Here is a 24,132-nt window from a genome sequence, read left to right on the forward strand (position 1 = left end):
CAGCCTGAGTATCCGCATGACCTATATTGTCAACGACGCCTGTATCGCCTGCAAATACACCGATTGTGTAGAAGTATGCCCGGTTGATTGCTTTTACGAAGGCGAAAACATGTTGGTTATCCATCCGGATGAATGCATCGACTGCGGTGTTTGCGAGCCTGAATGCCCTGCAGACGCGATCCGCCCCGATACCGAGCCGGATATGGACAAGTGGGTTGAATTTAACCGGAAGTATTCAGAGCTTTGGCCAGTCATCATCACGAAAAAAGACCCGTTGCCAGAGGCAGAAGATCGTGACGGGGAAGAAGGCAAGCTCGAGAAGTATTTTTCGGAAACGCCGGGTGAAGGTGGCTGATAAGGTGATTCGTTTTTCTGCGGCGTAGACACACGCTGAATGACACAGTTTTACTGGAAGTTTATCTTATAAGTCATTGAAATATATGTCTTAAGAGACTCTTCTGCGCTGCGGCGCTTTCGAAGGAGCCGTTTTTCTGTTATACTGACACTGTAAATGTTGAAAGATACCTGAATCACCATCCTGGGGGCGGCGAGCCTTGAGGGTGGTTTTATTAGCGCCAAAAACTAGAAACCGGGAAAAGTGTTTTTTCCGTTTATTTTTTTTCGCTGACTTTCAGGTGCAATCGAGGAAGACAAGAACATATGAGTAAATCTAAAAAGCCTGACTTTCGTCCGAATGATTTTGTTGTGTACCCATCTCATGGTGTCGGAAAAATCATATCGATTGAAGAGCAGGAAGTCGCAGGCCTGAATCTGGAGCTTTTTGTGATCTCTTTTGAGAAGGACAAGATGACTCTGCGTGTGCCAACGAACAAGGCAACAGAAGTTGGGATGCGGTCTCTTTCCTCGCCTGATATCGTAGCGCGCGCCATGGCCACGCTAAAAGGCAAGGCGAAAGTGAAGCGCGCAATGTGGTCGCGCCGGGCGCAAGAGTACGAGCAAAAAATCAACTCTGGTGATTTGATTGCGATTGCTGAAGTCGTGCGCGACCTTCATCGTACGGATGATCAACGCGAGCAGAGCTATTCGGAGCGTCAGCTTTACGAAGCAGCGCTTGAACGGATGACCCGCGAAGTTGCAGCAGTTTCCGGCGCAGATGAGCTGAGCGCACAGCGCGAAGTTGGCGATGTTCTTGCACGCAGAGCGCCGCCACCTGCTGCTGCCTGAGTTAAATAACTGCCCAAATTGGGCGATACATCAAAATCAAGCCGTTCCTTCGGGGGCGGCTTTTTTAGAGCGTAATTTGTGAACAGAGCACCGCAAGAACGGTGATTTCGCAGATTTGTTGGGTTGCGCCAAGGATGTCACCCGTCTGGCCGCCGATTTTTGCACGCGCAAGCAGCGCTACTGAAAAAGCTGCAACGCAAATCCAGAGTACCGCCCAAACTGCCGTGCCCCCCAAAATCAAAAGGCCAAGCACAGCTGCGAGACCAGTTGCTATCCAGACTGTTCGTGTCTGAGGTTTACCAACCGTTGCAGAAAATCCGCCCTGCCGTGCATTTGGAAGCCAGGACATCACCGCAACCATTGGCGCACGGGAAAGCGCGGCGGTTGCAACGAGAAACATCAGTCCGGAACCGCCCGCGATCAAGGCACTGATCGCCGCCCAGCGGGCCAGCAATGACAGAACAAGCGCGACAACACCGTAGGTTCCGATATGGCTGTCTTTCATAATCTCAAGACGTTTTGCCCGGTCCCATCCCCCCCAAAGACCATCGGCGGTGTCGGCAAGCCCGTCTTCGTGCATCGCCCCGGTGATCATGATTTGCGTGCACAAAGTAAAGGCAGCGACAAGCGGCGCAGAAAGGCCCAGCCAAAGTGCGACCCATCCGACAATCATTGCTATGGCGCCCAGTACTGCCCCTACAAGCGGGTAGGCCCAAGCGGCGGCAGCACCGCGCAAGGTTGCGGCATTCGTGTCGACAGGGATGGGCAATCGGCTGAGCAGACCAAGGGAATTCAAAAAATCCCCTGCCGCAATCAGTTTTGTGTCGGCTTCGGCCATTAATTTGCCTTTCTGTCTCTTTCCAAGTCTGCGCCAAGCGTTAAACAGAGCGCAACGCATATTCAACGAGGCCCATACATGTCAAACGCTGCCTTTTCCACGCTCGCAGAATTTCGCGCCTGCCTAAAGGCGGGGCCGAAGCTTGATAGTGGGTCGATGAAAGCTGCCGAGGCACGCAACGGTCAATTGACCAAACCCCCTGGCGCGCTTGGCCGACTGGAAGACATTGCGATCTGGTATGCCGGATGGCGCGGCACGGACAGGCCTTCGCTGGATAATCCACAGATTATTATCTTTGCGGCCAATCATGGCGTGACGGCACAGGGGGTCTCTGCGTTCCCGGCCGAAGTCACCGCGCAGATGGTTTTGAATTTCGAGCACGGCGGCGCCGCTATAAACCAGTTGGCTGATTGTTTTGGTGCAAAACTGGATGTGCACGCGCTGTCGCTTGACACACCAACGGCTGATTTTACCAAATCGCCAGCCATGAGCGAAGCAGAAGTGGTTGACGCGTTGGCCACGGGGTGGAAGGCGGTTGATCCGGCGGCGGACCTTCTGGTTACGGGCGAAATGGGGATCGGAAATACAACGTCAGCCGCCGCAATATTGACGGCGCTTTTTGGCGGGGATGGGTCTGTATGGACGGGCCGGGGAACAGGTGTCGATGATACGGGGCTGGACAACAAGACACGCGTTGTGAACGAAGGTGTCACGCTTCACGCAACCTCTGACCCGCTTGAAATCTTGCGCTGCCTTGGCGGGCGCGAAATAGCAGCAATGGCCGGGGCAATCGCGCGTGCCCGTTCAGAGGGTATTCCGGTTATTCTTGATGGCTTTATCTGTTCATCCGCAGCGGCCGTTCTGCACCGGGTTGCGCCAGAGGCACTTGACCACGCAATCGCAGGGCATCTTTCGGCAGAGGGGCCACATGCAGATGTCCTGTCGCACCTCGGTAAAGAGCCGCTTCTGAATTTGGGTATGCGATTGGGCGAGGGGTCTGGCGCTGCATTGGCGATAGGCGTGCTGAAAGGCGCGATCGCCTGCCACTCGGGAATGGCTACCTTTGCCGAAGCAGGTGTGAGCGACGGTTAACTTTGCTCGCTATCTTGTTTTTTCTGCTGATCATCTGAAATTTCCTGTAAGATTGCGGCCTCAAGCTCTATGCGAAGCTCATTCGAACGCTCCATATATGCCTTGTTTTCCAAGACTGGGATACCTGGGTCCCACAGCGCTGCAGTTTCACGGAGCGCATAGCGGTCAAGTTTGTAGAATGCTTTTTCATGAGCTGCTGCTTCAAATTCGCTTAGCCCCGTGTTTTCAAGAACATAGCGCCCGGCACGTAGCGAACCATCAAACATCTCGCGCACGATATCATTCGCGCCAGCCCGATATAATTCGTAGGTGTGAATACGGTCATGCGCGCGGGCGATAATATGCAAATCCGGGCGTTCACGCCTTGCAAGCTGCACCAATTTGGTTGCCGCCTTGGGGTCGTCAACGGCAACAACAAGAACCTTTGCTTCTTTAAGACCAGCCGCATGCAGGAGTTCAGGGCGTGTCGGATCACCAAAAAAACCTTTCACGCCAAATTTGCGCATGACCTCTATCGTGCCGAGGTCATGATCTAGAACGGTTGTCTTTTTGCCTGCAAGCTGAACCATCCGATTCACAACCTGCCCAAATCGTCCGACACCAGCAATTATGATTGGTGATTGTTCGTCGATCTGATCATGTTCGGGTGCTGTGGTCGCCTCTTTCATGCGTTTGCTCAGGACATCGTAGAGGATGAAGAACAGTGGCGTCAGCAACATCGACAACGTGATGACCAGAAGAATTCTGTCTTCATATTCGCCTGATATAACGTTCACCTGTGCCGAAAAACTGGTGAGCACGAATCCGAACTCTCCGGCCTGGGCAAGACCAAGCGTGAAAAGCCATTGGTCGCGGCCTTTTAGCTTGAAGACTTTGCCAAGCATAAACAGAATGATACCCTTTACCATCATGATCGAAAGAGCGAGGCCAACGAAAAGCAGAGGGTCGGCAAAGAGGGTCGAAAAACTGATGCCAGCACCCACCGTGATGAAGAACAGACCAAGCAGCAGGCCCTTGAAAGGCTCGACATCCGCTTCCAATTCATGACGAAATTCTGTGTTTGCCAGAACGACACCCGCTAAAAACGTGCCAAGCGCAGGTGAGAGCCCGACAAGCGTCATGAGAAACGCAATTGCAATAACGATCAGCAAGGCAACTGCAGTATACATTTCACGTAAATTGGCGGTGTGAATATAGCGAAACAGGGGGCGTGTCAGAAATATGCCTGCAAGTACGACCGAAGCGATCGCGCCGAGCGTCACTAGAGTTACCCCCCAGCCGGGCAACCCTGCAACCAGTGAAAAGCTGTGTGACTCGTTAACATGTTCAAGGCCGTAGATCTTAAGATCAGAGACACCCAGCAACGGAATTATCGCGAGCATCGGGATAACCAAGATATCCTGCGCAAGCAGAACCGAGAATGCAGATCGTCCACCGCCCGTCTGCATGAGTTTCTTTTCATTGAGCGTTTGCAGGACGATCGCAGTCGAGGACAGCGAAAAGATCAACCCAATGGTCAGCGCAACTGTAAAGGGTTGACCCAGCCAGATCGCAATTCTGGTGATGACAGACGTTGTTAGAACAACCTGAAGACCACCAAGCCCGATCAGGCGCATCCGCATGTTCCACAAAGCGCGCGGGTCAAGTTCTAGCCCGATCAAAAACAGCATCATGACAACACCGAATTCAGCAAAATGCTGTAAATTCTGTGATTCGGTGCCAATGAAACCCATGATTGGCCCGATTACGATACCTGCAAGCAAATACCCAAGGACCGACCCAAGACCCAACCGCGCAGCAAACGGAACCGCGATAACGGCCGCCGCGAGGTAGATTGTCGCAAGAAACAAAAAACTGTCCAAAATACTTACCTCAGGTTGGCAGTGGCGCGTCGGACTTGAACTGGTCCATTACAATTTGGCTTTGCACCCGCCCAACGGTGGGGTGAGTTAAAAGGATATCATGAATAAGCGTGTTTAGCGCTGGTAGATCGTCACAGAAAACCCGCAAAAGGTAGTCTGCTTCTCCGGTGAGTGTCCATGCGCTAATAATTTCCGGTCGTGTTTCAATTAACGTTGCAAAGCTTTTTGCCGTATCCGCGGCGTGGTTGACCATCTGAACCTGAACAAAGGCCTGAACGGTCAGTCCAACACGCGAGGGGTCTAGCCGTGCAGAGTAGCCGACGATGTAGCCTTCGCTTTCCAGCCGTTGTCTGCGCCGGCCCACCTGGCTTGCGGAAAGATGCAGAAGGTCGCCCAATTCCTGTGCGGTCAGATAGGCATTCCGCTGCAATTCCGAGAGAAGGCGGCAATCAGTTTGGTCAATGGTTGCGCGAGATACTTGCATGTTTTGCAGTTTATATGCGGGTACTCCGCAAATCAATCTGTTTATTATGGGTAAGACGCGCACATAAGGCGCGATAGGTGCGGTATCATTACACCCAAATGTGAACAGGAGTTGTCGCACTGGGACCTTTTCCACATAATGCGCCGAAATCAAAGATCAGCACAGAGAACCCGGCAGGTACGGACGGGTTTGAATTTGTAGAGTTTGCACACCCTGAGCCGCAAGAATTGCGTGAATTGTTTGCGCGTATGGGCTACGTCCACGCCGCAACCCATAAAACACGTCAGATTGAACTATGGCGGCAGGGGGACATTACCTACATCCTGAACGCAGAGCCCGATTCCATGGCGATGCGGTTTGTCGCGGAACACGGCCCCTGCGCGCCTTCGATGGGATGGCGTGTGGTGGATGCCAAGGTTGCTCATGATCGTGCCGTCTCCAAAGGCGCAACACCTTACACAGATGCGGATAAAACGTTGAACGTGCCTGCGATTGTTGGAATTGGCGGATCGCTGATTTACTTTGTTGACACCAATGGCGGTGACGAAACCGCCTACGATACAGATTTTGACTGGATTGCCGAAAAGTGGCCTGAGGGCGTTGGCTTTCACTACATCGACCACCTGACGCACAATGTGCACAAAGGCGATATGGATATCTGGTTTCATTATTATGCGGATATCTTCAATTTCAAAGAAATCAGGTTCTTCGATATCGAAGGCAAGTTTACAGGGCTTCTCAGCCGCGCGCTAACCTCGCCCTGTGGGCGTATCCGCATTCCGATTAACGAAGATCGCGGGGAAACCGGACAGATTGTTGCCTATCTGAAAAAATATAACGGTGAAGGCATTCAGCACATCGCTGTCGGAACAGATGATATTTATAGCTCTACCGATGTGATTGCTGGAAATGGTGTGAAGTTCATGCCCGGCCCACCGGAATCTTACTACAGGAAGAGCAAAGAGCGGGTGGTTGGGCATGACGAACCTCTGGACCGGATGATGAAACATGGCATCCTGATCGACGGCGAAGGTGTGGTCGATGGGGGCGAGACCCGAATCCTGCTCCAAATCTTTTCAAAAACCGTGATCGGGCCGATCTTCTTTGAATTTATTCAGCGCAAAGGCGACGATGGCTTTGGCGAAGGCAATTTCAAAGCACTGTTTGAATCAATTGAACAAGATCAGATTGATCGGGGAGAGATTGCAGCGGAATAGATGCTCAAACAATCTCGAACTGGGCCTCGTCTTTTGGCGGGGCCTTTTATATTTCGGGCATCCTTAGTGTAATATTCCGCCCGCCTTTAACGTATCTCAATTCTTGCGCGCCGATCGCGGCGACCCGACCGCCGTCGACCCTGTCGCCAATTTCGACCTTAACGTAACGCCCGCTTGGCAACCTCACGAGCGCACGGCGCTGAGATGATGTTCCGTAGACGCCGATCAGGCTGATGCGGCGCAGGTTGATCGCATTTGTAACTGTCGCCTGGTTCGCAACGGACGCACGGGTTGGGATTGTCGGGGCTCTGCCTGTCGGCACAGCGGCAACTGCGGTAGCTGCTACTGTCGCATTTTGGGTGTTTGCGCGGGCGGCAGCAACGAGTTCACTTATGTTACCGGGCCGGTTTCGCGGGGCAGGAGAACGTGACACAGCAAGCGCTGTTGGCGTGTTGTCAACCGTAGGTTCGGTTTGCGGCGATGCCGGTCGTGCAACAGGTCGTTTCGACGATAGCTCTGAAAGAGTCAGACCACCGAACCGTCCTCGTTCGTGCTGTTGTTGCAGATCCGCAGGGCGGGCTGCAGGGCGAAACCCGGCGAGAGCGGTGTTTTGCCCAGTTACGGTTTCGTCGATCTGAACAGAGTTTGGCAATACAGCGCTTCGTGGACGCGAAGGTGTCACGACCGGAGGTTTGCCTGCGAAGACCAGAATACCATCCGCGTTTTCTGTTCCTTCTGCTGAGGGAATAACTAGCCCACGGTCATCAAGTGTAAAGACCGTTCCGGAACTTGCCGGATTGTTCAGCGCTTTGATCTGGCCAGCGCCGGGTTCCGGGTCAAACGCGGGCAGGGCAACGGCGTCATGTGTCGTGGTCGGCGTATCAATCGACCCGATGTAAAGTTCTTCAATGCTTTCAGGCAACAAGAAGTCCGGTGCATCGGGAGCGCGTTGCCAGATACCAGAATCGGCATAAGCTTCCTCTGCTTCTTCCATCGTCATCGGCACAACAGGCTCCGGAGCCTCTGTAATTTCGATCTCGGCCTCTTCGGTGAGTAGCTCAGTTTCCTCTGTGAGGATCGTGTCCTGAGCACCTTCAATCGCATCGTCGATAGCGGCCAGAACTTCCTCTGAGTTTTGAGCTTGGGAAACCTCTGGTATCTCGGCAGTTGACGCTGTCTCGTTGATGCTTGGATTTTCCTCGTTCAACCCGCTCGTGTTATCGTCCAGGAAAACAACCGACCAGACGGCCAAGAGCGCCATGATGGCTATCAGGACGGCGGTTAACACAAGGCCTAGATGCGGGGGTTTACCCCCCTGAAAGTATTTTTTCCGCGCGCCAAACACGGCCACCGCTGAATCAGGGATATTTGTCGCAAATGCAGATGAAGGTTCAGACAATCCGAAATTTTCGCTTTGATGGTCGGGTTTGGGCGCAATCACCGGCGCTACAAGCTCTGGTGTTTCGGTGGGCGTAATGGTTGGCGCTGGCGTGTGTCTGATCTTTTCGATCGGCGGCATGTCTGGCGCCACAGCCGCAGTTACAATCATCGGCTTTGCTGCAGCGGCCACCTTGGGTGGCGAACCTTCACTATCGCCCGGCAAAACCACAAGACGCGCAGCAGGAAGATCTGCCGACATATCGGACTCGGGTGTGCCCAACTGGTCCGTGTCCTGCCGGCTTGAGGTGAATGCCGGAACAGGGTCGCGTTCAGCCTCAGCCTCTGTATCTTCGGGTTCAAGTGATAGCTCCGGGAGTTCGTCTATAGGCTCGCTATCGTCATGATCCTCAAGCGCTATGGCGCTATCTGTGATATGCGGTTCAGTTACCTGAACGTGATCGGTCTCCTCAGCGTCTTCAGTTTCCTCAACGTGATCGGTGTTCTCAACGTCTTCGATTGCCTCGACGTCATTGGTTTCCCCAACGTCTTGGATTGCCTCGACGTCTTCGGTTACCTCAACCTCTTCAAGTTCTTCAAGCTCTTCCAAAACCTTTTGTTCTGTTGGTTCGGGCCGTTTCAGGGGGGCGGCTTCGGGTAAAGGTACAATTTTAACGGCAAAAGCATCACGCTCTAACTGCTCGCCTTTGTGTAGCAGGGAGGATGCGATCTGGGTTTCTCCAAAAAAGGGTTCACCGTCAAAATCGTTCGCTTCGGGATTCGCTACAAAACTCAGCGGGTTGAATTTGTGCTGGACGGCGAAATCCTCTGCTTCTTCCAGCGTTTCACGCGCGACCGCTGCAAGCTTTACTTTGTCACCGGCTGGTTTCCAATCAAACACCAGTTCGTCAACTGCATAAGGGGTCATGCCCGCGAGCGCGGCGCGAATTTGAAATTCGCGGTCACTGACGCTCGGACCGGGTGCATCAATCAATGAATACAGGATTTGCGTATTGGGCAAGATTAGTTTTGTTGTGACACCAGCAGAGTCCAGACCAGCGGCCGTTTGCCGCAAAAACCCAAGGGTATCCGCAAGATCAGCGCTCTCTACATCAACCTCGCCAACCAGATGCCACCCACCGGGGGTGCGGTGCAGCAGGCTAATGCCTTCGAGCGAGAGATTAAGGGCGAAACTTGGCTTCATCTTGTTGATCTATCACAGTAACCCAAAGTAACGAACACATCCCGAAGACAGTTATAGTTCTAAAGCAGGAAATAGCTCAAGAAAATATAATGCCAAGGAATTGCTTGTGGGCTGCGTCAAAGAGAGGAACTGTGCGGGATATGAAAGGAAAAATCATGCGGTTTTTGGGAATATTGATGGTTTCGGTTTTTTTGTGCTCAGGTGCAATGGCCGATGGGATTTTACGACAAATCGTCGTTACTGGTGACGGACGGGTAGAAGGGACACCAGATATGGCGACCATATCAATGGGTGTCACTACCGAGGGCAAAACTGCAGCCGAAGCGATGGCCACTATTTCTGTCCAGGTTGCCGAAATGCTCGACGCGTTGACAGAAGCGGGGATAGAAGCGCGTGATGTGCAAACAAGTCAGTTAAATCTTTCGCCACGGATAGATCACAGCGGCTCAAGTCGTGGCGAGGCTCCGAAAGTTGTGGGTTTTACCGCCTCGAATATGCTGAATGTTCGAATCCGGGACCTTGATGCAATGGGCGAAATTCTGGATGCCGTGCTCAATAGCGGTGCGAACCAGTTTTTTGGGCTGAGTTTTGGTCTGAATGAACCGCAGGAAAGTGAAGATCTCGCAAGGCAAAGAGCTGTAGAGGATGCGATGCGCAAAGCTGCGCTTTATGCGCAGGCGGCGGGGGTGGAACTTGGCGCCGTTATTTCGATTTCTGAGGCGGGCCAGCACGTTGCTCAACCCATGATGATGCAGGCGGAATCGATGGTGCGCGGTGCAGTGCCAATCGCGCAGGGCGAAATCACAACCACCGCAAGCATCACTATCGTGTTTGAGATTGGCGGAGCATAAACCCCGCCAATTAAAAATTTTAGCTTAATGCCTTGGTCAGTGCTTGATCCAGATCTGCGATCAGGTCCTTTGCATCTTCAATTCCGATAGACAGGCGTACGACATTTGCCCCGGCACCTGCTGCTTCTTGCTGTTCCGGTGACAACTGGCGGTGCGTCGTTGAGGCAGAGTGAATGACAAGAGAACGAGTATCGCCAAGGTTTGCGACATGGCTGAAAATTTCCAGACTGTCGACGAGCTTTACACATGCGTCGTAACCGCCTTTGACCGCGATGGTAAAGAGAGCACCAGCGCCCTTCGGACAGATAGAAGCGATACGGCCATAGCAAGGATTTGACGGTAGCCCTGCGTAGGTCACAGCTTCGATCCGCGGGTCCGTTTCAAGCCAACTCGCAACTTTCACTGCGTTTTCAACGTGCCGCTCCATCCGCAGAGAGAGCGTTTCGATGCCCATCAGCGTATAATGTGCACCTTGCGGATTCATGGTCATACCCAAGTCACGCAATCCGATCGCGATGGAGTGGAATGTGAACGCAAGGTTTCCGAATGTCTCGTGAAACTTCAGGCCGTGATACGCAGGCTCTGGTGCGCTGAGGGACGGAAACTTGTCTGACGCGGACCAGTCAAAATTGCCTGAATCCACAACACAACCACCTGTGACCGTACCATTGCCAGTCAGGTATTTGGTGGTTGAGTGCACAACCAGCGTCGCACCGTGTTTGATCGGGTTGCAAAGGTATGGCGTTGCAGAGGTGTTGTCGACGATCAGCGGTATGCCTGCTTTGGCCGAAATCGCTGAAAGCGCGTCAAGGTCAGCAATGTGGCCACCGGGGTTGGCGATCGATTCACAGAATATAGCGCGGGTATTGTCGTCAATCGCTGCAGCTACAGCGGCTTCATCATCGATGTCGACAAATCTTGCTTCCCAGCCAAAGCGCTTGATGGTCTGGCTGAACTGGGTGACTGAGCCACCATAAAGACGGGTCGATACCACAACGTTCTTTCCGGGCTCCATCAGCGGGAACAGCGCCATAATTTGCGCTGCGTGACCTGATGAACAGCAGACCGCCCCTACGCCACCTTCCAGGGTTGCGATCCGTTCCTGTAAAACGGCAACCGTTGGGTTGGTCAGGCGCGAATAGATAAACCCGACTTCTTGCAAGTTAAAAAGCGCAGCGGCGTGTTCGGCATCGCGAAACACATAGGCCGTCGTTTGGTAAATCGGCGTCTGGCGCGCGCCTGTTGCCGGGTCTGGGCGGGCGCCCGCGTGAACTTGCAGGGTGTCAAAGCCGTAAGAGGCAGTATCGGACATAAAGGTTCTCCGCTGTTTCAATTATCCGACCAGAGACTAGGCGATCAGTTCCGCCCACACAACTGAATGTGTTGTTGATCAGAACAACGTTCACCAAATTGGCCTGCTTGCGGAACTGGTGTTTTCCGAAAATGTTCCATATCGGATATTTCAGCAGGATTGCGCCTGGAAAAAACCTTTTTGCATCACATCCGGAGGGGCGACGCGATTCACCGCATCCAAAGGTTTGCGCGTTTAATCTGGTTTCGGATCATCTTTTCACGCCGGGGCAGAGCGTTGCGGTTAAACATGTCACGCACTCTTTTTCCCTTACGCTGAAAAATCATACGCTTGAACGGGTCATACTGTTTGATGATTTTCTTGATCTTGTTAGGGGCTGTTATTGTTTCCAATATCTCGATTGCATGGTCATTTTCGCGCGCGTAGAGCAGGGGAAGTACCCGGTAGTGACAGCTTACAGACCCATCCAATAGGCCGGGTGAAATAGTGTCGCGCCCACCCCCGAAAGAATGAATAACCAGTGGCAATACCACCTGATCAAGCCACGGGTTCATTTGTTGGCAAACCAGTGCATCTGGCGGGTCGTCACGCACGGCAACGGCGTATTCGGTGAAACGCTCACCAAATTCATGGGGGCAACGGTAAAAAAACCATCCCGCGTTAAAATAGAGATAACGCTCCCAATACTCATCGGGCTGCGTCAGATCGAGCGAGCTCTCGAATTCGAGCCCAAATTTATCATAGAGCGATTTCCAGATTTCGGTGTAGCCGGGACCGTAGAGTTCAATTGTTGGCCATGTCCCTTCACGTCGCATGGACGCGCTGGGCCGATCAAAGTCGAAAGGCACATCGGACAGGGGCCCTGTGATTAGCGTATCTGTGTCAAAAAACACAAACGGCTCACCCTTGGGCAGCGCTTTCAGGCCTTCGATCTTGTTTCCATAGGGGTAACTCTGGCCGAAATGTTCGTTTTCGAACGCGACAATTTCAGCGCCTAATGCCTCAAGCGTTTCCCGGACCTGAACATCCTTTATACGCGGGTCCCGTTCCCAGAGGTCGCCGGGCTGAGGCTCGGCGACAAAAAGACGACCTTTGAAATTCGGATTGGTGTGTTGCAACGAGGCTGCGAACATCACCGCCTCATACTGCAGGCGGCCCGACTGCCCAACGATCATGATGTTATAGGCTTGGCTTTTTTTGCTTTTCTTTGCCATGCACAATCTGCCCGATGTTTGTTTTGAAACGGACTATAGCCGGGTTTGCCAGTTGTCAAAAGGCATGTCTTGGTGTTTTTTGAATAAGTGCGTAGATCAACATTCTCCTACAGGTAAACGCAAACCCAGCATTGAGATTGCGAGAATCCATGCCTAGTATATCCTAATGAAACAGATTGATCTGAACGCCGATCTTGGCGAAGGCTACGGCCCTTGGAAAATAGGGGACGACGCCGCGATGATGCGGATTGTGACCAGTGCGAACATCGCTTGCGGTGGTCACGCGGGTGACAATTCCACCATGTTTGAAGCTTTAAGCTGCGCCAAAGAAAATGGTGTCAGCATCGGCGCGCATCCCGGCTTTGAAGACCGTGAAGGGTTTGGTCGCCGTCGCCTGCCGCTGACAATGGCCGAGGTGGAGCGGTTATCAGCTGCGCAGATCGGTGCGCTCTGTGGTGTGGCTGCGCTCGCCGGGACAGAGGTTGCTTATGTCAAACCGCATGGTGCGCTTTGCAATTGGGCGGCAGAAGTGGCTGACGTTGCTGATGCGATTGTGCGCGCGGTTGTTGCCGTTATGGGGTCGGATGCAGCATTGCTCGCGATTTCGGGGACCGAGCTTGAGAAATCGGGCCTCAGGCATGGGCTGCGCACCTATTCAGAGATTTTTGCGGACCGTGGATATACATCCGGGGGCCTGCTTGTGCCGCGCGGAACGGAAGGCGCGATGATCCACGACGAGGCGGTTGCCACCCAGAGGTTGCTTGGCTTCTTTGAAAGCGGGCTGATGCCAACGGTTGGGGGGGAACCGGTTGCACTCAAGGCGCATTCGATTTGCGTACACGGCGACGGGCCACGGGCGCTTGATATCGCGGGTAATCTGCGTGCTGCACTTGAAACAGCTGGACACGCGGTAAAGCCCTTCGCCGCAAGCATCCCAGCGTGAACCAGTCTCTGATCGAGCCCGCGATACAACCGGTTGGTGACAGTGGTTTGATGGTGCGGTTTGGCGCAGCGGTTGATCCAGACATTCATGCGCAGGTTCTTGAGGCAGATAGTGCAATAAGTGCCGCCGGGATTGAAGGGGTGACCGAATTGATCCCATCATTTGCGGCCCTATTTGTTGGCTACGATCCCTTGCAAACAGATTTTGAAACAGTTTCGGCGGCGGTCCGGGCGTTGGGGCCAATGAAGTCAAAAGAACGCACCAGCGGGCAAATCTGGCAAGTTCCCGTCTGCTACGGTGATGGTTTGTCACCCGATCTGGCTGAGGTTGCTGTGCGCACAGGGCTAAGCGAAGAAGAGGTCATCAACGCGCATCTTAGTGGCGACTACCTTTTATACATGTATGGGTTTGCGCCGGGTTACGCCTATTTGGGCGGTGTTCCCAAGGAAATTCAGCTTCCGCGCAAAACCGCACCCGTACGTGATATTCCAGCAGGCGCCGTGATGATCGCCGGGCCGCAGGCTCTGGTCACGACCATAAAAATGCCGACAGGTTGGTGGATTATCGGACAATCCCCCTTTCAATTCCTGCGACCGGGAGAGGACAACCCCTTTCCGCTCGCTGTCGGTGACAGGGTTCAGTTCACGCGCATGAGCCGCGATGATTTTGAACGCGCGGTCGGGCAGGGGGCAAAGACATGAGCGCCAAGTTCACGGTGTCTTTCGCGGGTCCTTTGGTTTCAGTTCAGGATGACGGTCGCCCCGGTTCTATGCGCTTTGGTGTTCCGCGTTCCGGGCCGATGGACCGCACCAGCTTTGCGGTGCTTCGCCGCGCCCTTGAACAAAACGAAGGATTTGCCGCGATCGAAGTATCAATTGGCGGAATGGTTCTGAAGTGCACGGAAGGGAATGTCACGGCCGGGTTTGTCGGCGGGAACTTCAGCGTCAGCCTTGATGGGCAACCGCAATCCCCTTGGTCTGTCTTTACAATCAGGGCAGGTTCAACCCTGACGATCCGTCCTGGGTTAGAGGGCAGTTGGGGGTATCTCGGCTTTTGTGGAAAAATCAACAGTTCTGAGTGGCTTGGCAGTCAGGCGACACATCTGGCATCAGGGCTTTGCGGTCACCCGCTTGCTGCAGGCGCGACTATCGAAGTTTCAGAGGCGAAGGTTGAGGCAGGGTTTACCTGCAGTTTGCCAATTCCGGATTTCGCCAGGTTTTCAGGAAACGTCAGGATCGTGCCCGGCCCGCAGGATGATTGCTTTGCACCAGAAACGTTGGGCGCGCTCGTGTCCGAACCCTATGAGGTGACGCAGGATTATGACCGGATGGGGATGCGCCTAAAAGGGCCAAGCCTGCCAATCGCTGAAGAGCTTTCGATGCCGTCTGAAGCATTGGTTCGCGGAGCAGTTCAGGTGCCGGGGCACGGAGATCCGATAGTTTTGCTTGCAGATCATCAAACGACGGGTGGGTATCCGAAGATAGCCACCGTTATAACCGCAGATCAGGATCAGCTTACGCAAGCACGGGCGCGCGACAAAGTGCGGCTCGCGTCTGCAACTCCAGCCGAGGCAGTTAAACTGGCACGCGCTCAGCACGCGAAAGTGACCACTTATCTTGAATCGATTGCCGAATTGCGCGGCTCATTTGAAGACCGACTTCGTCGCTCAAACCTAATCAGCGGTGTTGTTGGTGACGAGTTCTAATTTGAGCGTCTGAATTTAGTCGTTATCACTCAGACCTGCACCCGCACCCGCGAGCCTGGATTCCTCGGTCGCCGGGGCATAGGTGCGATGGGCGAATGCGCCAAGTGTTGCCCAAGCCTTAGCATCGACGTCTTGCTTTCTGTTTTTATGAGAGTCAGTGCACTTTGACGGGTCTGTCCCTTTGCACAGAACCGCCTTGGTAACGGAAGCAGCAAGATCGCCCGAGTGCGAGACTCTAAGGCCACCGTCTGACGAGACGCAGATTTCAGTATTATCCCAGCTTAGCGTCAGCGCCGTGCCAGAAACCTTTGCTGCTGTTGCAACGAAAGGTACGAGGAAGATTGGATAGCTTGTCTGTCCTAGCGTAACCCCTGCATCCAAACGAGCAGCGAGGTCACAAAGTACAGTTCCCGCGATGAGCGGGCATAGCGTTCCTGTGCTTGCATTCCAGACATCGTTAACATCAATCGGTGACAGGCTGGCATATGGGTGTCCGTCATTTTGAGTCAGCAACGCTGCTAACGTTTCTGGCCCGGCAAAGCCCTGTTCACTTAGCCAGCGTGTTGCCTTTCCGGCTTCTTCCGCCAGACCCCAGTCAAACCCGGCACCGCGTGCGGCGCGTTTGCTCATGGCTTCGATTTCGTTTAGCGAATAGGTCATGCGTTACCCTCTGACAAAGTGGGGTAAGACCAGTCTTCAGCCGACATTGCGAGTTCTTCGGGGTAGGGTGCGTTACGGTACATATTGATGCGTACCCAGCGGTCAGACCGCGGGTCAAAATGGGTCGCTCCAAAAAACGCAAGCTTGCAGCGCAGCATGTCGATTGGCAGGACATCAGCATCTATCGTGTTGTCGCGGATTTCGGCATATGGGAAACGCTCGCTAAGTTGCAGCCGACGCACGATATGTCGATGTTCAGGATGGCGCAGAACGAAAGCGGCGACTGTATCGTCCCCCTCCCATGTATCCAGATCTTCGACCATGCGCATAGCGTCACGTGCGGGGGAAAGGGGTTGTTCATATTCGGCGATCGGCTCTTCAAACCGTTCACCAAGCCGGGGTTCCAGCTTTTCTTCTGACACATACCAGGCGCGTGCCTGCGCGGCGTGTGACTGCCAGTCAATTTTCTTCGCCCAGCCGTAAACTTCGTCGCAAAGTGCACCCAAATGGGACAGTGACATGGCCCCATTTATTGGGAAAACAGTGGTTTCATCGGCGCTCATACAATCTGCCAGCTCGTCGATCAGATCGCCGTAAGGTTCCATCATCAGGGACACGAGCAGTTCCTGACCTTCCGTCGAAAGGTTTTCCGCTGCCCAAAGATAGAGCTGGTTCCAAGGTGCATTTTCCTTGAGGTTCGCTTTGGTCACATGTGTTGTGAGAAGTTTCAGGTCAGCTTTAAGGGCCGCGAGTTTTTCGATCTGGATCGGATGCTCCGAATGCCAGTCCGCGACGTTTTGTACGGCGCGTGGAAGCAAGGCGAGAAAATGCGAAACTTCGCTGTCAGATGCCGTTGCGACACTGCGCACGCGTGCCAGTGCCTCTTCACGGGCCGCGACCCAATTGTTCAGTAACACCGGATGGTTGACCAGAAATGGCGCCATGCCAAGCCCGGTTGAATTTCCAATACCCAGACGGCGACGCAATGCAGGGTCCATCTTAACAGCAGTATCTGGTGATCGCGCTGCCGCAAGATGTTCAGCAAGATCAAGAACGAAAGTGCGTGTCAGAAAAACAGACAGCATTTCGCATTGAAATGGAGCGGTGAATTCTGGCCGGTCGCAAATCATTTCACGATCTGCAGCCCCAAGCTTGCCAGAGCCATAGACCGCAGTTGTCCGCATCAGATAGCCCACGCTTTCGATCATTTTGGCATCGGGTTGATGCCCGGCAGCAAGGCTTGAAATGACATGTTCAAACAGGCGGACCGATCTGTTGGCACGTGAAACAGAAAGCTCTTTGCTGCTGACGCGACCGACTTCTTGCAGGGGGACATTTCTGGACAGCCGAATGATATCTTCTGCCGTCGGAAACCCGTCAAACAATGTAAATGTAGCATCCCATGCTGTTGCGATCACCCGGTCAGAGCGCATTTCAGGTGGCAGGTCATGCGCAAATGCAACAAGGCTGTATGTGCGTTTCGGGCCCTTGGCTGTGTAAACCGCATGACCCACACCTTTTGCATCGACCTCAAAGACAGGGCGATCAAAAGTCCAGTTCTCGTGTTTCATACGGCGTAGCAGGATACGCATGAACGACAGGCGGCATTGATGAATTGAACCCATACGCGACAGACGCATAACCAGGGAAGGCGGTCGTAACGCAGCCTTTTCGCAGGTGTTTTCAGCTTTTTCCACGTTTGCCTCCGTTCGTTAAAAAGTTAAGCCGATGTTCCCGCAGGACCAAAGCTGTTTTCGAAAAACTGCATCCAATTATCGCCCATCAGGCCAGAGACCTCTGCGTCATTAAAGCCTATGGTTTTCAGACCAACCTCGATATTCCCAAAATCGCGGTTGTCGCGAAACCAATCTGGCATATCCGGAAATCCGGGTGCCGAGGCAGAGCCTTCGCCATAGTCGATTTCCTTGGACCAGCGTCCAACCCGCATCCATTCAACAACGCTGTCGGGGTGGTCCTGACAAAGATCTGAACCGATGCCCAGGTGTTCCACACCCACCATGTCAGCCGTTTGTGCGATCATTTCGCAGAAACTTTGCAGGGTGCAGTTTGATTTGTCTTTCAGGTGATGCGGGTAGAGCGAGAAGCCAAGCATACCGTCAGCAGACGTCAGCGCGCGGATCACATCATCCTTTTTGTTCCGCAGGGCAGGTTGCCAGAAATACGGGTTGGCATGGGTGATTGCGATGGGACGCTCAGAAATTTCGATAGCCTCCAGTGTCGAGCGATCTGCAGAATGGCTCATGTCGACGACGAGGCCCGCGCGGTTCATTTCCCTTATCACCTGCTTGCCCATTCGAGTGATGCCGGGGTCTTCGGCCTCGTAACACCCGGTCGCAAGCAGGGATTGGTTGTTGTAACTTAGCTGCATGAAGCGTGCGCCAAGCGTATGTACAATCCTGACAAGCCCAATGTCATCTTCAATTGGTGACGGGTTTTGAAAACCGAAAAAGATCGCGGTGCGCCCCGTATCGCGCGCGAGTTTCACGTCGCTTGCCCAACGCCCCTGAAAGATCAGTTCAGGGAATTGTTCAAACCAGCGGTTCCATCGCTCAATGTTCAGAACCGTTTCGCGAAAGTTTTCGTGATAGGCGATGGTCACATGAACTGCATCAACATTTCCTTCGCGCATCTGGCGAAAAATCTTTTCCGACCAGTTGGCGTATTGCAGGCAGTCGATGCGATAGGTCATGGGTTTACTCCGGTGTGCCAGAGGCGATGTAAGCAGTTTTTACGGTCGTATAAAACTCTGCTGCATAAGACCCCTGTTCTCGTGGGCCATATGAACTGTCGCCACGCCCGCCAAACGGAACGTGGTAATCCGTGCCTGCGGTTGGCAAATTGACCATGACACATCCGGAACGAGCGTTGCGGCGGAAATGTGTGGCGCGGGCAAGTGAACGCGTGACAATACCAGCCGTCAGGCCGAAATTCGTGTCATTCACAACGGCCAACGCCTCGTCATAGCTGTCAACTTTGATCACCGAGGTCAGTGGCGCAAACATTTCTTCGCGATTGATCCGCATATCGTTACTTGTGCCAGCAAACACACCGGGCGACATGTAATAGCCATTAGTCGCCATCTCCAACCGCTCTCCTCCGCACAGCAGTTCTGCGCCTTCGGATTTGCCGATTTCGACATAGCCAAGGTTTTCGTTCAATTGCTGTTCGGAAACGACGGGGCCCATCTGGGTATCTTCCGCGAATGCGTGGCCTACCTTCATGGCACGGGCACCGGCAACCAGACGTTCGACGAATTCGTCATGCACGGCGGCATGTACAACAAGGCGTGATGACGCCGTGCATTTCTGCCCAGACCCGCCAAAGGCGCCACCAAGTGCTACGGCCACTGCAATATCAAGATCTCCGTCATCCATAACGGCCAGCGCGTTTTTGCTGCCCATTTCCATCTGGATTTTTGTGAGGTTCGGGATAGCTGCCATTGCAATCCCTTTGCCAACCGGAACGGATCCGGTGAAGGAAATCGCATTCACCTTGGGGCTTTCGACCAGCCGTTGACCAACACTGCGGCCCGCGCCCATCACAAGGTTAAACAAGCCGTCCGGGATGTCCTGCTTCGCGATAATCTCTGTTAATGCGACGGCAGAGGCAGGCGTTATGTTCGCGGGTTTCCACAGCACAGCATTTCCAAAGGCGAGGGCAGGGGCAATTTTCCAGCTGGCGGTTGCGGTTGGAAAATTCCACGGTGAAATGATTGCAACGACACCCACAGGTTCGCGACGCACGTCAACTTCTATGCCGGGCCGGGTTGAGTCTGCGTTATCTCCGATTTGACGCAGGGTTTCAGCGGCGTAGTAGGTGAAGAACTGACCGGCGCGGAAAACTTCACCCTTACCCTCGGCGAGCGGCTTGCCTTCTTCGCGCGACAGTAATTCACCAAGTTCTGGAGCGCGTGCCATCAGTTCATTTCCGATGGCCATCAGAACGTTGTATTTTCGCTCGATACCATAGGTGGCCCATTCGCGCTGAGCCTTCGCTGCAGCGTCAAGCGCGGTTTCAAGCTGATTTGCGCTTGCTTGCGCGAACATGCCGATCAGATCGGTCAGGTCAGACGGATTGCGGTTCTTGATCTCGCTTTCGCCAGAAACCCACTGTCCCGCGATATAGTTTTGTTTGCAACTAGCCATGAAAACCCCAAATTCCAAATAGAAGGCCCCGTGATGGGGATAGCCCGTAGTTTGGTGTCGCATGAAAGTTTAAGCAAACTCATAATACTGAATGATAATTCAGAATAACTGAAATTTCGGGCCGGTAGTGGATTCCTTCATATGGATACTGCGTCGTAATCGACCTCACGCAGGGCGGCAATAAATGCTTCAACTGCCGGCGCGTGGCTTGCGCGTGCGCGAGTCACGATGCTTACCCGCCGCATCGCCAACGGATCACTCAGTGGAACAAAAGAGAGGTCATGAAAGTTACCAAGAACCGCGAGTTTTGGAAGCACCGTAATTCCGACACCCGCCTGAACCATCGCCAATAGCGATGTCGTATTGGGAACCATCAGGTTCGAGCCGGCTAAGACTGCTTTAAATTTAGCATTTTCAATTTGTCGGCACAGCCCGTTGGCGATGAATGTACATCCTTCTAAATCAGCCCATGTTGGTGGATCAGCCGAGTTTGCGAGCGGATGGTCGAGCGGACAGACAAGGCCAAAACGGTCAGAGAAAAGCGGTTCTGCAACGAGATCACTAACAGTGCCCGACATGCTGGCAAGGCCAATGTCAGCGCGTTCCCGCGTGAGTTCGCGCAACACTGAGACGGAATCCATGTCCCGTACATCAATATGCACGTTCGGCCGCTCAGCGCGAAATTGGCGAAGGACATTCGGCAAGACAGCGATTGCCACCGAAGGGGTCGCTGCAATCCGCACGAAACCATGCTCCGCCCTGGCGAAGCCCTCGATCATGGCGATTGTTCGGTCGAAATGCACGAGTTCACGCTCTGCCTCAATCAAAACCATTTCGCCAAGCTGGCTGAGATGAGATTTTCGCCCCGTTTCAAACAGCGGCGCCCCGATATGATCCTCGAATTGTTTCAGCATCATTGACACGGCCGAAGGTGTTCTGTGCAACGCATCCGCCGCTTCCGCAAGGTTCCCGCTTTGCGCAACCGTAGCAAAGCATCGCAGCATTTCGATTTTGATCGCCATTTGAGTTTTTCTGTAACCAAAGGATATTTATCTCATAGTTACTGAAATATCCGGATACGTCCATGATCTCGTTCGAGCGGCCGTCATTAACCAGTTGAATGCTCTGGAAATCTGATCAATGTGTTGGAACGAGCCAAGGTGGCAAGCGGTTAGGGTAAGCATTGATGGCTAAGGCGAAGGAAAACAGGATTGTCGTGGTTGGCGCCGGCATTGTAGGTGTATCAACGGCAATCTGGCTAAGACGTGCGGGCAAGGACGTAACCCTGATTGACAAAGGTGCGCCGGGACAGGGTACATCTTTTGGCAATGCCGGTCTTTTGGCGGCAAGTTCAATTGTAGCTGTGACCGTGCCTGGACTCATAACGAAGAGTCCCAAATATCTGTTTGATCCTAATTTTCCACTGTTCCTGCGGTGGTCCTATTTGCCGCGTCTTACGCCTTGGTTGATACGCTTTCTCAGCCATGCGAATGACAAAGATACCCGGCGTATCGCTGTGGGCCTTGCTCCTATCCTTGGTGATACAGTTGAGCAGCATCTGGCCCTTGCGCGGGGTACAAGAGCTGAAAAATGGGTTGTCGAGAGCGATGTGGGTTACGCCTATGCAGACCGCGCCGGATTTGACGCCGATGCCTACAGTTGGGGGTTGCGCCGCGAGGCAGGATTTGTTCCCGAACTGATCGAAGGTCGCGCTGTGCAAGAACGCGAGCCGTGCCTGAGCTCTGATATCACCCTGCTCGCTGTGATGAAAAACCACGGCTACATTCGGGACCCGGGCCAATATGTGGCGGATCTTGCGGATGAGTTTGTCGAAATGGGCGGGACGGTGCTTCAGGCGGACGTCCGTGACTTCGATCTGGCCAGCGGATATGTAACGGCTGTTGAAACAGACAAGGGGCGGTTTGATTGTGAGAACGCAGTGCTTACAGCTGGCGTGTGGTCTAAGCCCCTTATGAAAAAGCTGGGGCTTTATATCCCGCTCGAGAGCGAGCGAGGCCACCACATTCTTTACAAGAACCCATCCGTCAAACCTTCTATGCCGATCATGATCACCACTGGAAAATTCGTGGCAACCCCAATGGCTATGGGGCTTCGATGTGCCGGAACGGTAGAGTTGGGCGGCCTCGAGGCTGGTCAGTCCAAAGCGCCACTCGCCTTTTTGCGCAAAAAAGTAAAAGCGAGTTTTCCAGACCTCAAAGCCGAAGGCGAAGAGGAATGGCTTGGCCACCGCCCAAGTACGACGGACAGCTTGCCGCTCATTGGTGAAATTCGTGGCACAGGGGTTTACGCAGGCTTTGGCCATCAGCATATCGGTCTCACAGCAGGGCCGAAAACCGGCCGACTTATCGCTGATCTAATTGATGGGAAAAGGCCAAATATTGATCTTTCACCTTACGACACGGCGCGCTTTCGCTAGATAACCCAGGTCGGATGAAAAATACCTTTTTGGCTTTAGATCCTAATACCTTTTTCAAAAAATATCCCCGCCGGAGGCATTAAGTTTCTTGCCTCCGGCGAGGATATTTATGGGAAAAAGAAAGGCTTGGACGCTAGGGCAATACTTTGCCGGGGTTCATGATGTTTTTCGGATCGAGGGCGTGTTTAATCTCTTTCATAACATCTAGGGCGGGGCGATCTTTGCGGCGTGCCATTGAGGGGCGTTTGGACAGCCCGATACCATGTTCCGCGCTGAAGCTTCCGTTAAGTTCAGCGATTACATCTTCGACCAGAGACGTAACATTTTCGGCCAAAGCCGGATCAATCCCATCGTGATTTTCCGCAGGTACGACAGAGTAGTGCAGATTTCCATCACCCAGATGTGCAATCACACAATCGCGGGCTTCCGGTGCAATTTCTGGCAGACGCCGGCGCATTTCGCGCAGGAATGTATCAACCTTTCCAAGGGGTACTGAAATATCGTGGTCGATCATGGGGCCATACATCGTCGAAAGTTCAAACGCACTTTCCCGGCAATGCCAGAACGCAAGTCGTTGGGCATCAGTCTGCGCGACTACAGCGTCTGATATTTTGCCCTCTTCAACCAGCTTGGCAAGCGTTTCTTCCAGCACGCCATGAACTGCTGCACGACCACTGCTATCCGGTCGGGCCAAGAGAGCGGAACTCGCGCCGACTTCGACAAGAATATTGACCTTGTCCGGATTTTCGAGCGGCGCACGGCAATCTGGGTATTTCTTGACATAGTCCTTAAAATAGCCCGCTGGCATATACTCAAAGGCCTCCACGGCATTGCCCGTTAAATCCTGCAGCGAACGAAGCAGGGACAATGCGTCTGCCATGTTACCCATCGCAAGATAGGCGGTTGCGTAGGCACTAGGGCGCGGAAAAAGTTTGAGCACCGCGCCAGTGATGACCCCTAAGGTGCCTTCGGCACCGATGAAAAGATCTTTGAGGTCATAGCCCGTATTGTCTTTTAAAAGCTCGGACATCAGGTTCAGCACCCGACCATCTGCCAGCACCACCTCTACCCCCAACACAAGAGCGCGCGTATTTCCATAACGCAGCACATTGGAGCCGCCTGCATTCGTGGAAAGATTGCCGCCAATCATGCAGCTGCCCCGTGCGCCAAAAAACAGTGGGAAAATCAGGTCATGCTCTGCTGCGGCGTTGTGCAATTTTTCAAGCACGACGCCCGCTTCAACGCGTGCAATACGTGTATCTGCGTTGATCTCGGTGATCTTGTTCATGCGCGCCAGTGACAAGATGATCTGATTTGCACCGGCACCCGGGGACGCCCCGCCCGCAAGTCCGGTGTTTCCACCCTGTGGGACAACCGGGATACCGTGAAGATGCGCAAGTTTCAGGATTTCGCTGACTTCGGTAGTTGTAGCCGGTTGCGCAACCGCCCAGGAATGCCCCTCATGTTTGCCAATCACATCGTTGTCGTAGGCACGACGATCATCAGACCCTGCGAGAAGGTTCTTTTCTCCAACAACCTCGCGAAGGGCATTCAGTACTTTTTCCGTCATTCGGTTCTGGTCCTG

Annotated in this window: 20 protein-coding genes and 1 pseudogene; 9 read left to right on the forward strand and 12 right to left on the reverse strand. The window is 53.5% G+C overall.

Annotation, left to right across the window (positions count from 1 at the left end):
• Positions 1 to 16: 16 nt before the first annotated feature.
• Together fdxA and MWU63_RS11785 are read left to right on the forward strand one after the other, a co-directional pair.
• Positions 17 to 355 (forward strand): ferredoxin FdxA, encoded by a 339-nt coding sequence (fdxA, locus tag MWU63_RS11780; protein ID WP_213890003.1) that lies wholly within the window; start codon positions 17 to 19, stop codon positions 353 to 355.
• Between the two features lie 305 nt (positions 356 to 660).
• Entirely contained in the window at positions 661 to 1,185 is a 525-nt protein-coding gene (locus tag MWU63_RS11785) for a CarD family transcriptional regulator (protein WP_213890002.1), read from the forward strand.
• A 64-nt stretch (positions 1,186 to 1,249) separates the two neighbouring features.
• Here the strand turns inward: MWU63_RS11785 and cobS are convergent, their stop codons facing one another.
• Positions 1,250 to 2,023, reverse strand: coding sequence for an adenosylcobinamide-GDP ribazoletransferase (gene cobS, locus MWU63_RS11790; RefSeq protein WP_213890001.1), 774 nt, complete (start codon positions 2,021 to 2,023; stop codon positions 1,250 to 1,252).
• A gap of 78 nt (positions 2,024 to 2,101) precedes the next feature.
• Between cobS and cobT the strand changes: the two genes are divergently transcribed.
• A complete protein-coding gene (gene cobT, locus MWU63_RS11795; RefSeq protein ID WP_213889999.1) occupies positions 2,102 to 3,115 on the forward strand; it encodes a nicotinate-nucleotide--dimethylbenzimidazole phosphoribosyltransferase in 1,014 nt (337 codons plus the stop codon).
• Here cobT and MWU63_RS11800 read toward each other — a convergent pair.
• Together MWU63_RS11800 and MWU63_RS11805 are read right to left on the reverse strand one after the other, a co-directional pair.
• Entirely contained in the window at positions 3,112 to 4,977 is a 1,866-nt protein-coding gene (locus MWU63_RS11800) for a cation:proton antiporter (RefSeq protein WP_213889997.1), read from the reverse strand. The genes cobT and MWU63_RS11800 overlap by 4 nt on opposite strands.
• 10 nt (positions 4,978 to 4,987) lie before the next feature.
• Positions 4,988 to 5,461 (reverse strand): Lrp/AsnC family transcriptional regulator, encoded by a 474-nt coding sequence (locus tag MWU63_RS11805; RefSeq protein ID WP_213889988.1) that lies wholly within the window; start codon positions 5,459 to 5,461, stop codon positions 4,988 to 4,990.
• A gap of 119 nt (positions 5,462 to 5,580) precedes the next feature.
• Here MWU63_RS11805 and hppD point away from each other — a divergent pair, with 119 nt between their 5' ends.
• The gene (gene hppD / locus MWU63_RS11810) at positions 5,581 to 6,678 is read left to right on the forward strand and encodes a 4-hydroxyphenylpyruvate dioxygenase (RefSeq protein ID WP_247078069.1); all 1,098 of its coding nucleotides are present in this window, start codon (positions 5,581 to 5,583) and stop codon (positions 6,676 to 6,678) included.
• Positions 6,679 to 6,724: 46 nt separating this feature from the next.
• Here the strand turns inward: hppD and MWU63_RS11815 are convergent, their stop codons facing one another.
• Positions 6,725 to 9,259 (reverse strand): hypothetical protein, encoded by a 2,535-nt coding sequence (locus MWU63_RS11815; RefSeq protein ID WP_247077966.1) that lies wholly within the window; start codon positions 9,257 to 9,259, stop codon positions 6,725 to 6,727.
• Positions 9,260 to 9,399: 140 nt separating this feature from the next.
• Here MWU63_RS11815 and MWU63_RS11820 point away from each other — a divergent pair, with 140 nt between their 5' ends.
• Positions 9,400 to 10,110 carry an SIMPL domain-containing protein gene (locus MWU63_RS11820; RefSeq protein ID WP_247078071.1) on the forward strand — a complete coding sequence of 237 codons (711 nt, stop codon included), beginning with the start codon at positions 9,400 to 9,402 and terminating at the stop codon, positions 10,108 to 10,110.
• A 19-nt stretch (positions 10,111 to 10,129) separates the two neighbouring features.
• Here the strand turns inward: MWU63_RS11820 and MWU63_RS11825 are convergent, their stop codons facing one another.
• Positions 10,130 to 11,422 carry an O-acetylhomoserine aminocarboxypropyltransferase/cysteine synthase family protein gene (locus MWU63_RS11825; protein WP_213889984.1) on the reverse strand — a complete coding sequence of 431 codons (1,293 nt, stop codon included), beginning with the start codon at positions 11,420 to 11,422 and terminating at the stop codon, positions 10,130 to 10,132.
• A 209-nt stretch (positions 11,423 to 11,631) separates the two neighbouring features.
• A complete protein-coding gene (locus MWU63_RS11830; RefSeq protein ID WP_213889983.1) occupies positions 11,632 to 12,636 on the reverse strand; it encodes a hypothetical protein in 1,005 nt (334 codons plus the stop codon).
• A 166-nt stretch (positions 12,637 to 12,802) separates the two neighbouring features.
• Between MWU63_RS11830 and MWU63_RS11835 the strand changes: the two genes are divergently transcribed.
• Genes MWU63_RS11835 through MWU63_RS11845 form a run of 3 tightly spaced genes read left to right on the forward strand, consistent with a single transcriptional unit; the run spans position 12,803 to position 15,284 of the window.
• Positions 12,803 to 13,579 carry a 5-oxoprolinase subunit PxpA gene (locus MWU63_RS11835; protein WP_213889981.1) on the forward strand — a complete coding sequence of 259 codons (777 nt, stop codon included), beginning with the start codon at positions 12,803 to 12,805 and terminating at the stop codon, positions 13,577 to 13,579.
• Positions 13,576 to 14,280: an allophanate hydrolase subunit 1 gene (locus MWU63_RS11840; RefSeq protein WP_247077968.1), complete on the forward strand. Its 705-nt coding sequence runs from the start codon at positions 13,576 to 13,578 to the stop codon at positions 14,278 to 14,280. Before MWU63_RS11835 ends, MWU63_RS11840 begins: the two co-directional genes overlap by 4 nt.
• Complete coding sequence (locus tag MWU63_RS11845; protein WP_247077979.1) at positions 14,277 to 15,284, forward strand: biotin-dependent carboxyltransferase family protein; 1,008 nt, start codon at positions 14,277 to 14,279, stop codon at positions 15,282 to 15,284. Before MWU63_RS11840 ends, MWU63_RS11845 begins: the two co-directional genes overlap by 4 nt.
• A gap of 15 nt (positions 15,285 to 15,299) precedes the next feature.
• On the opposite strand, the gene MWU63_RS11850 is transcribed toward MWU63_RS11845, so the two are convergent.
• The 5 genes and pseudogenes from MWU63_RS11850 to MWU63_RS11870 form a co-directional block, all read right to left on the reverse strand.
• Positions 15,300 to 15,944, reverse strand: coding sequence for a DUF3726 domain-containing protein (locus MWU63_RS11850; protein ID WP_213889979.1), 645 nt, complete (start codon positions 15,942 to 15,944; stop codon positions 15,300 to 15,302).
• Entirely contained in the window at positions 15,941 to 17,584 is a 1,644-nt protein-coding gene (locus MWU63_RS11855) for a hypothetical protein (protein WP_213890117.1), read from the reverse strand. The genes MWU63_RS11850 and MWU63_RS11855 overlap by 4 nt, the downstream gene beginning before the upstream one ends.
• 80 nt (positions 17,585 to 17,664) lie before the next feature.
• Positions 17,665 to 18,654 carry a membrane dipeptidase gene (locus tag MWU63_RS11860; RefSeq protein WP_213889978.1) on the reverse strand — a complete coding sequence of 330 codons (990 nt, stop codon included), beginning with the start codon at positions 18,652 to 18,654 and terminating at the stop codon, positions 17,665 to 17,667.
• Between the two features lie 4 nt (positions 18,655 to 18,658).
• Positions 18,659 to 20,123, reverse strand: a pseudogene (locus MWU63_RS11865) (aldehyde dehydrogenase family protein).
• Between the two features lie 124 nt (positions 20,124 to 20,247).
• On the reverse strand, positions 20,248 to 21,132 hold the full coding sequence (locus MWU63_RS11870) for a LysR family transcriptional regulator (RefSeq protein ID WP_213889976.1): 885 nt from the start codon (positions 21,130 to 21,132) through the stop codon (positions 20,248 to 20,250).
• Positions 21,133 to 21,296: 164 nt separating this feature from the next.
• Here MWU63_RS11870 and MWU63_RS11875 point away from each other — a divergent pair, with 164 nt between their 5' ends.
• A complete protein-coding gene (locus MWU63_RS11875) occupies positions 21,297 to 22,547 on the forward strand; it encodes an FAD-binding oxidoreductase (protein ID WP_247077981.1) in 1,251 nt (416 codons plus the stop codon).
• A 133-nt stretch (positions 22,548 to 22,680) separates the two neighbouring features.
• On the opposite strand, the gene MWU63_RS11880 is transcribed toward MWU63_RS11875, so the two are convergent.
• Positions 22,681 to 24,117, reverse strand: a complete 1,437-nt coding sequence (locus MWU63_RS11880; RefSeq protein ID WP_247077991.1) for an FAD-binding oxidoreductase — start codon at positions 24,115 to 24,117, stop codon at positions 22,681 to 22,683.
• Positions 24,118 to 24,132: the final 15 nt, after the last annotated feature.

Origin of the sequence: Pseudohalocynthiibacter sp. F2068, assembly GCF_023015645.1 — a bacterium.
Classification (GTDB): domain Bacteria; phylum Pseudomonadota; class Alphaproteobacteria; order Rhodobacterales; family Rhodobacteraceae; genus Pseudohalocynthiibacter; species Pseudohalocynthiibacter aestuariivivens.

Bases quoted from the DNA above. Each gene is read 5' to 3' on its own strand.
- MWU63_RS11855 (WP_213890117.1), bottom strand. From the start codon at position 17,584: ATGCGTCTGTCGCGTATGGGTTCAATTCATCAATGCCGCCTGTCGTTC.
- MWU63_RS11845 (WP_247077979.1), top strand. From the start codon at position 14,277: ATGAGCGCCAAGTTCACGGTGTCTTTCGCGGGTCCTTTGGTTTCAGTT.
- MWU63_RS11835 (WP_213889981.1), top strand. From the start codon at position 12,803: ATGAAACAGATTGATCTGAACGCCGATCTTGGCGAAGGCTACGGCCCT.
- MWU63_RS11830 (WP_213889983.1), bottom strand. From the start codon at position 12,636: ATGGCAAAGAAAAGCAAAAAAAGCCAAGCCTATAACATCATGATCGTT.
- MWU63_RS11815 (WP_247077966.1), bottom strand. From the start codon at position 9,259: ATGAAGCCAAGTTTCGCCCTTAATCTCTCGCTCGAAGGCATTAGCCTG.
- MWU63_RS11820 (WP_247078071.1), top strand. From the start codon at position 9,400: ATGAAAGGAAAAATCATGCGGTTTTTGGGAATATTGATGGTTTCGGTT.
- MWU63_RS11785 (WP_213890002.1), top strand. From the start codon at position 661: ATGAGTAAATCTAAAAAGCCTGACTTTCGTCCGAATGATTTTGTTGTG.
- MWU63_RS11860 (WP_213889978.1), bottom strand. From the start codon at position 18,654: ATGACCTATCGCATCGACTGCCTGCAATACGCCAACTGGTCGGAAAAG.
- fdxA (WP_213890003.1), top strand. From the start codon at position 17: ATGACCTATATTGTCAACGACGCCTGTATCGCCTGCAAATACACCGAT.
- MWU63_RS11825 (WP_213889984.1), bottom strand. From the start codon at position 11,422: ATGTCCGATACTGCCTCTTACGGCTTTGACACCCTGCAAGTTCACGCG.
- cobS (WP_213890001.1), bottom strand. From the start codon at position 2,023: ATGGCCGAAGCCGACACAAAACTGATTGCGGCAGGGGATTTTTTGAAT.
- MWU63_RS11870 (WP_213889976.1), bottom strand. From the start codon at position 21,132: ATGGCGATCAAAATCGAAATGCTGCGATGCTTTGCTACGGTTGCGCAA.
- MWU63_RS11850 (WP_213889979.1), bottom strand. From the start codon at position 15,944: ATGACCTATTCGCTAAACGAAATCGAAGCCATGAGCAAACGCGCCGCA.
- MWU63_RS11880 (WP_247077991.1), bottom strand. From the start codon at position 24,117: ATGACGGAAAAAGTACTGAATGCCCTTCGCGAGGTTGTTGGAGAAAAG.
- cobT (WP_213889999.1), top strand. From the start codon at position 2,102: ATGTCAAACGCTGCCTTTTCCACGCTCGCAGAATTTCGCGCCTGCCTA.
- MWU63_RS11875 (WP_247077981.1), top strand. From the start codon at position 21,297: ATGGCTAAGGCGAAGGAAAACAGGATTGTCGTGGTTGGCGCCGGCATT.
- MWU63_RS11805 (WP_213889988.1), bottom strand. From the start codon at position 5,461: ATGCAAGTATCTCGCGCAACCATTGACCAAACTGATTGCCGCCTTCTC.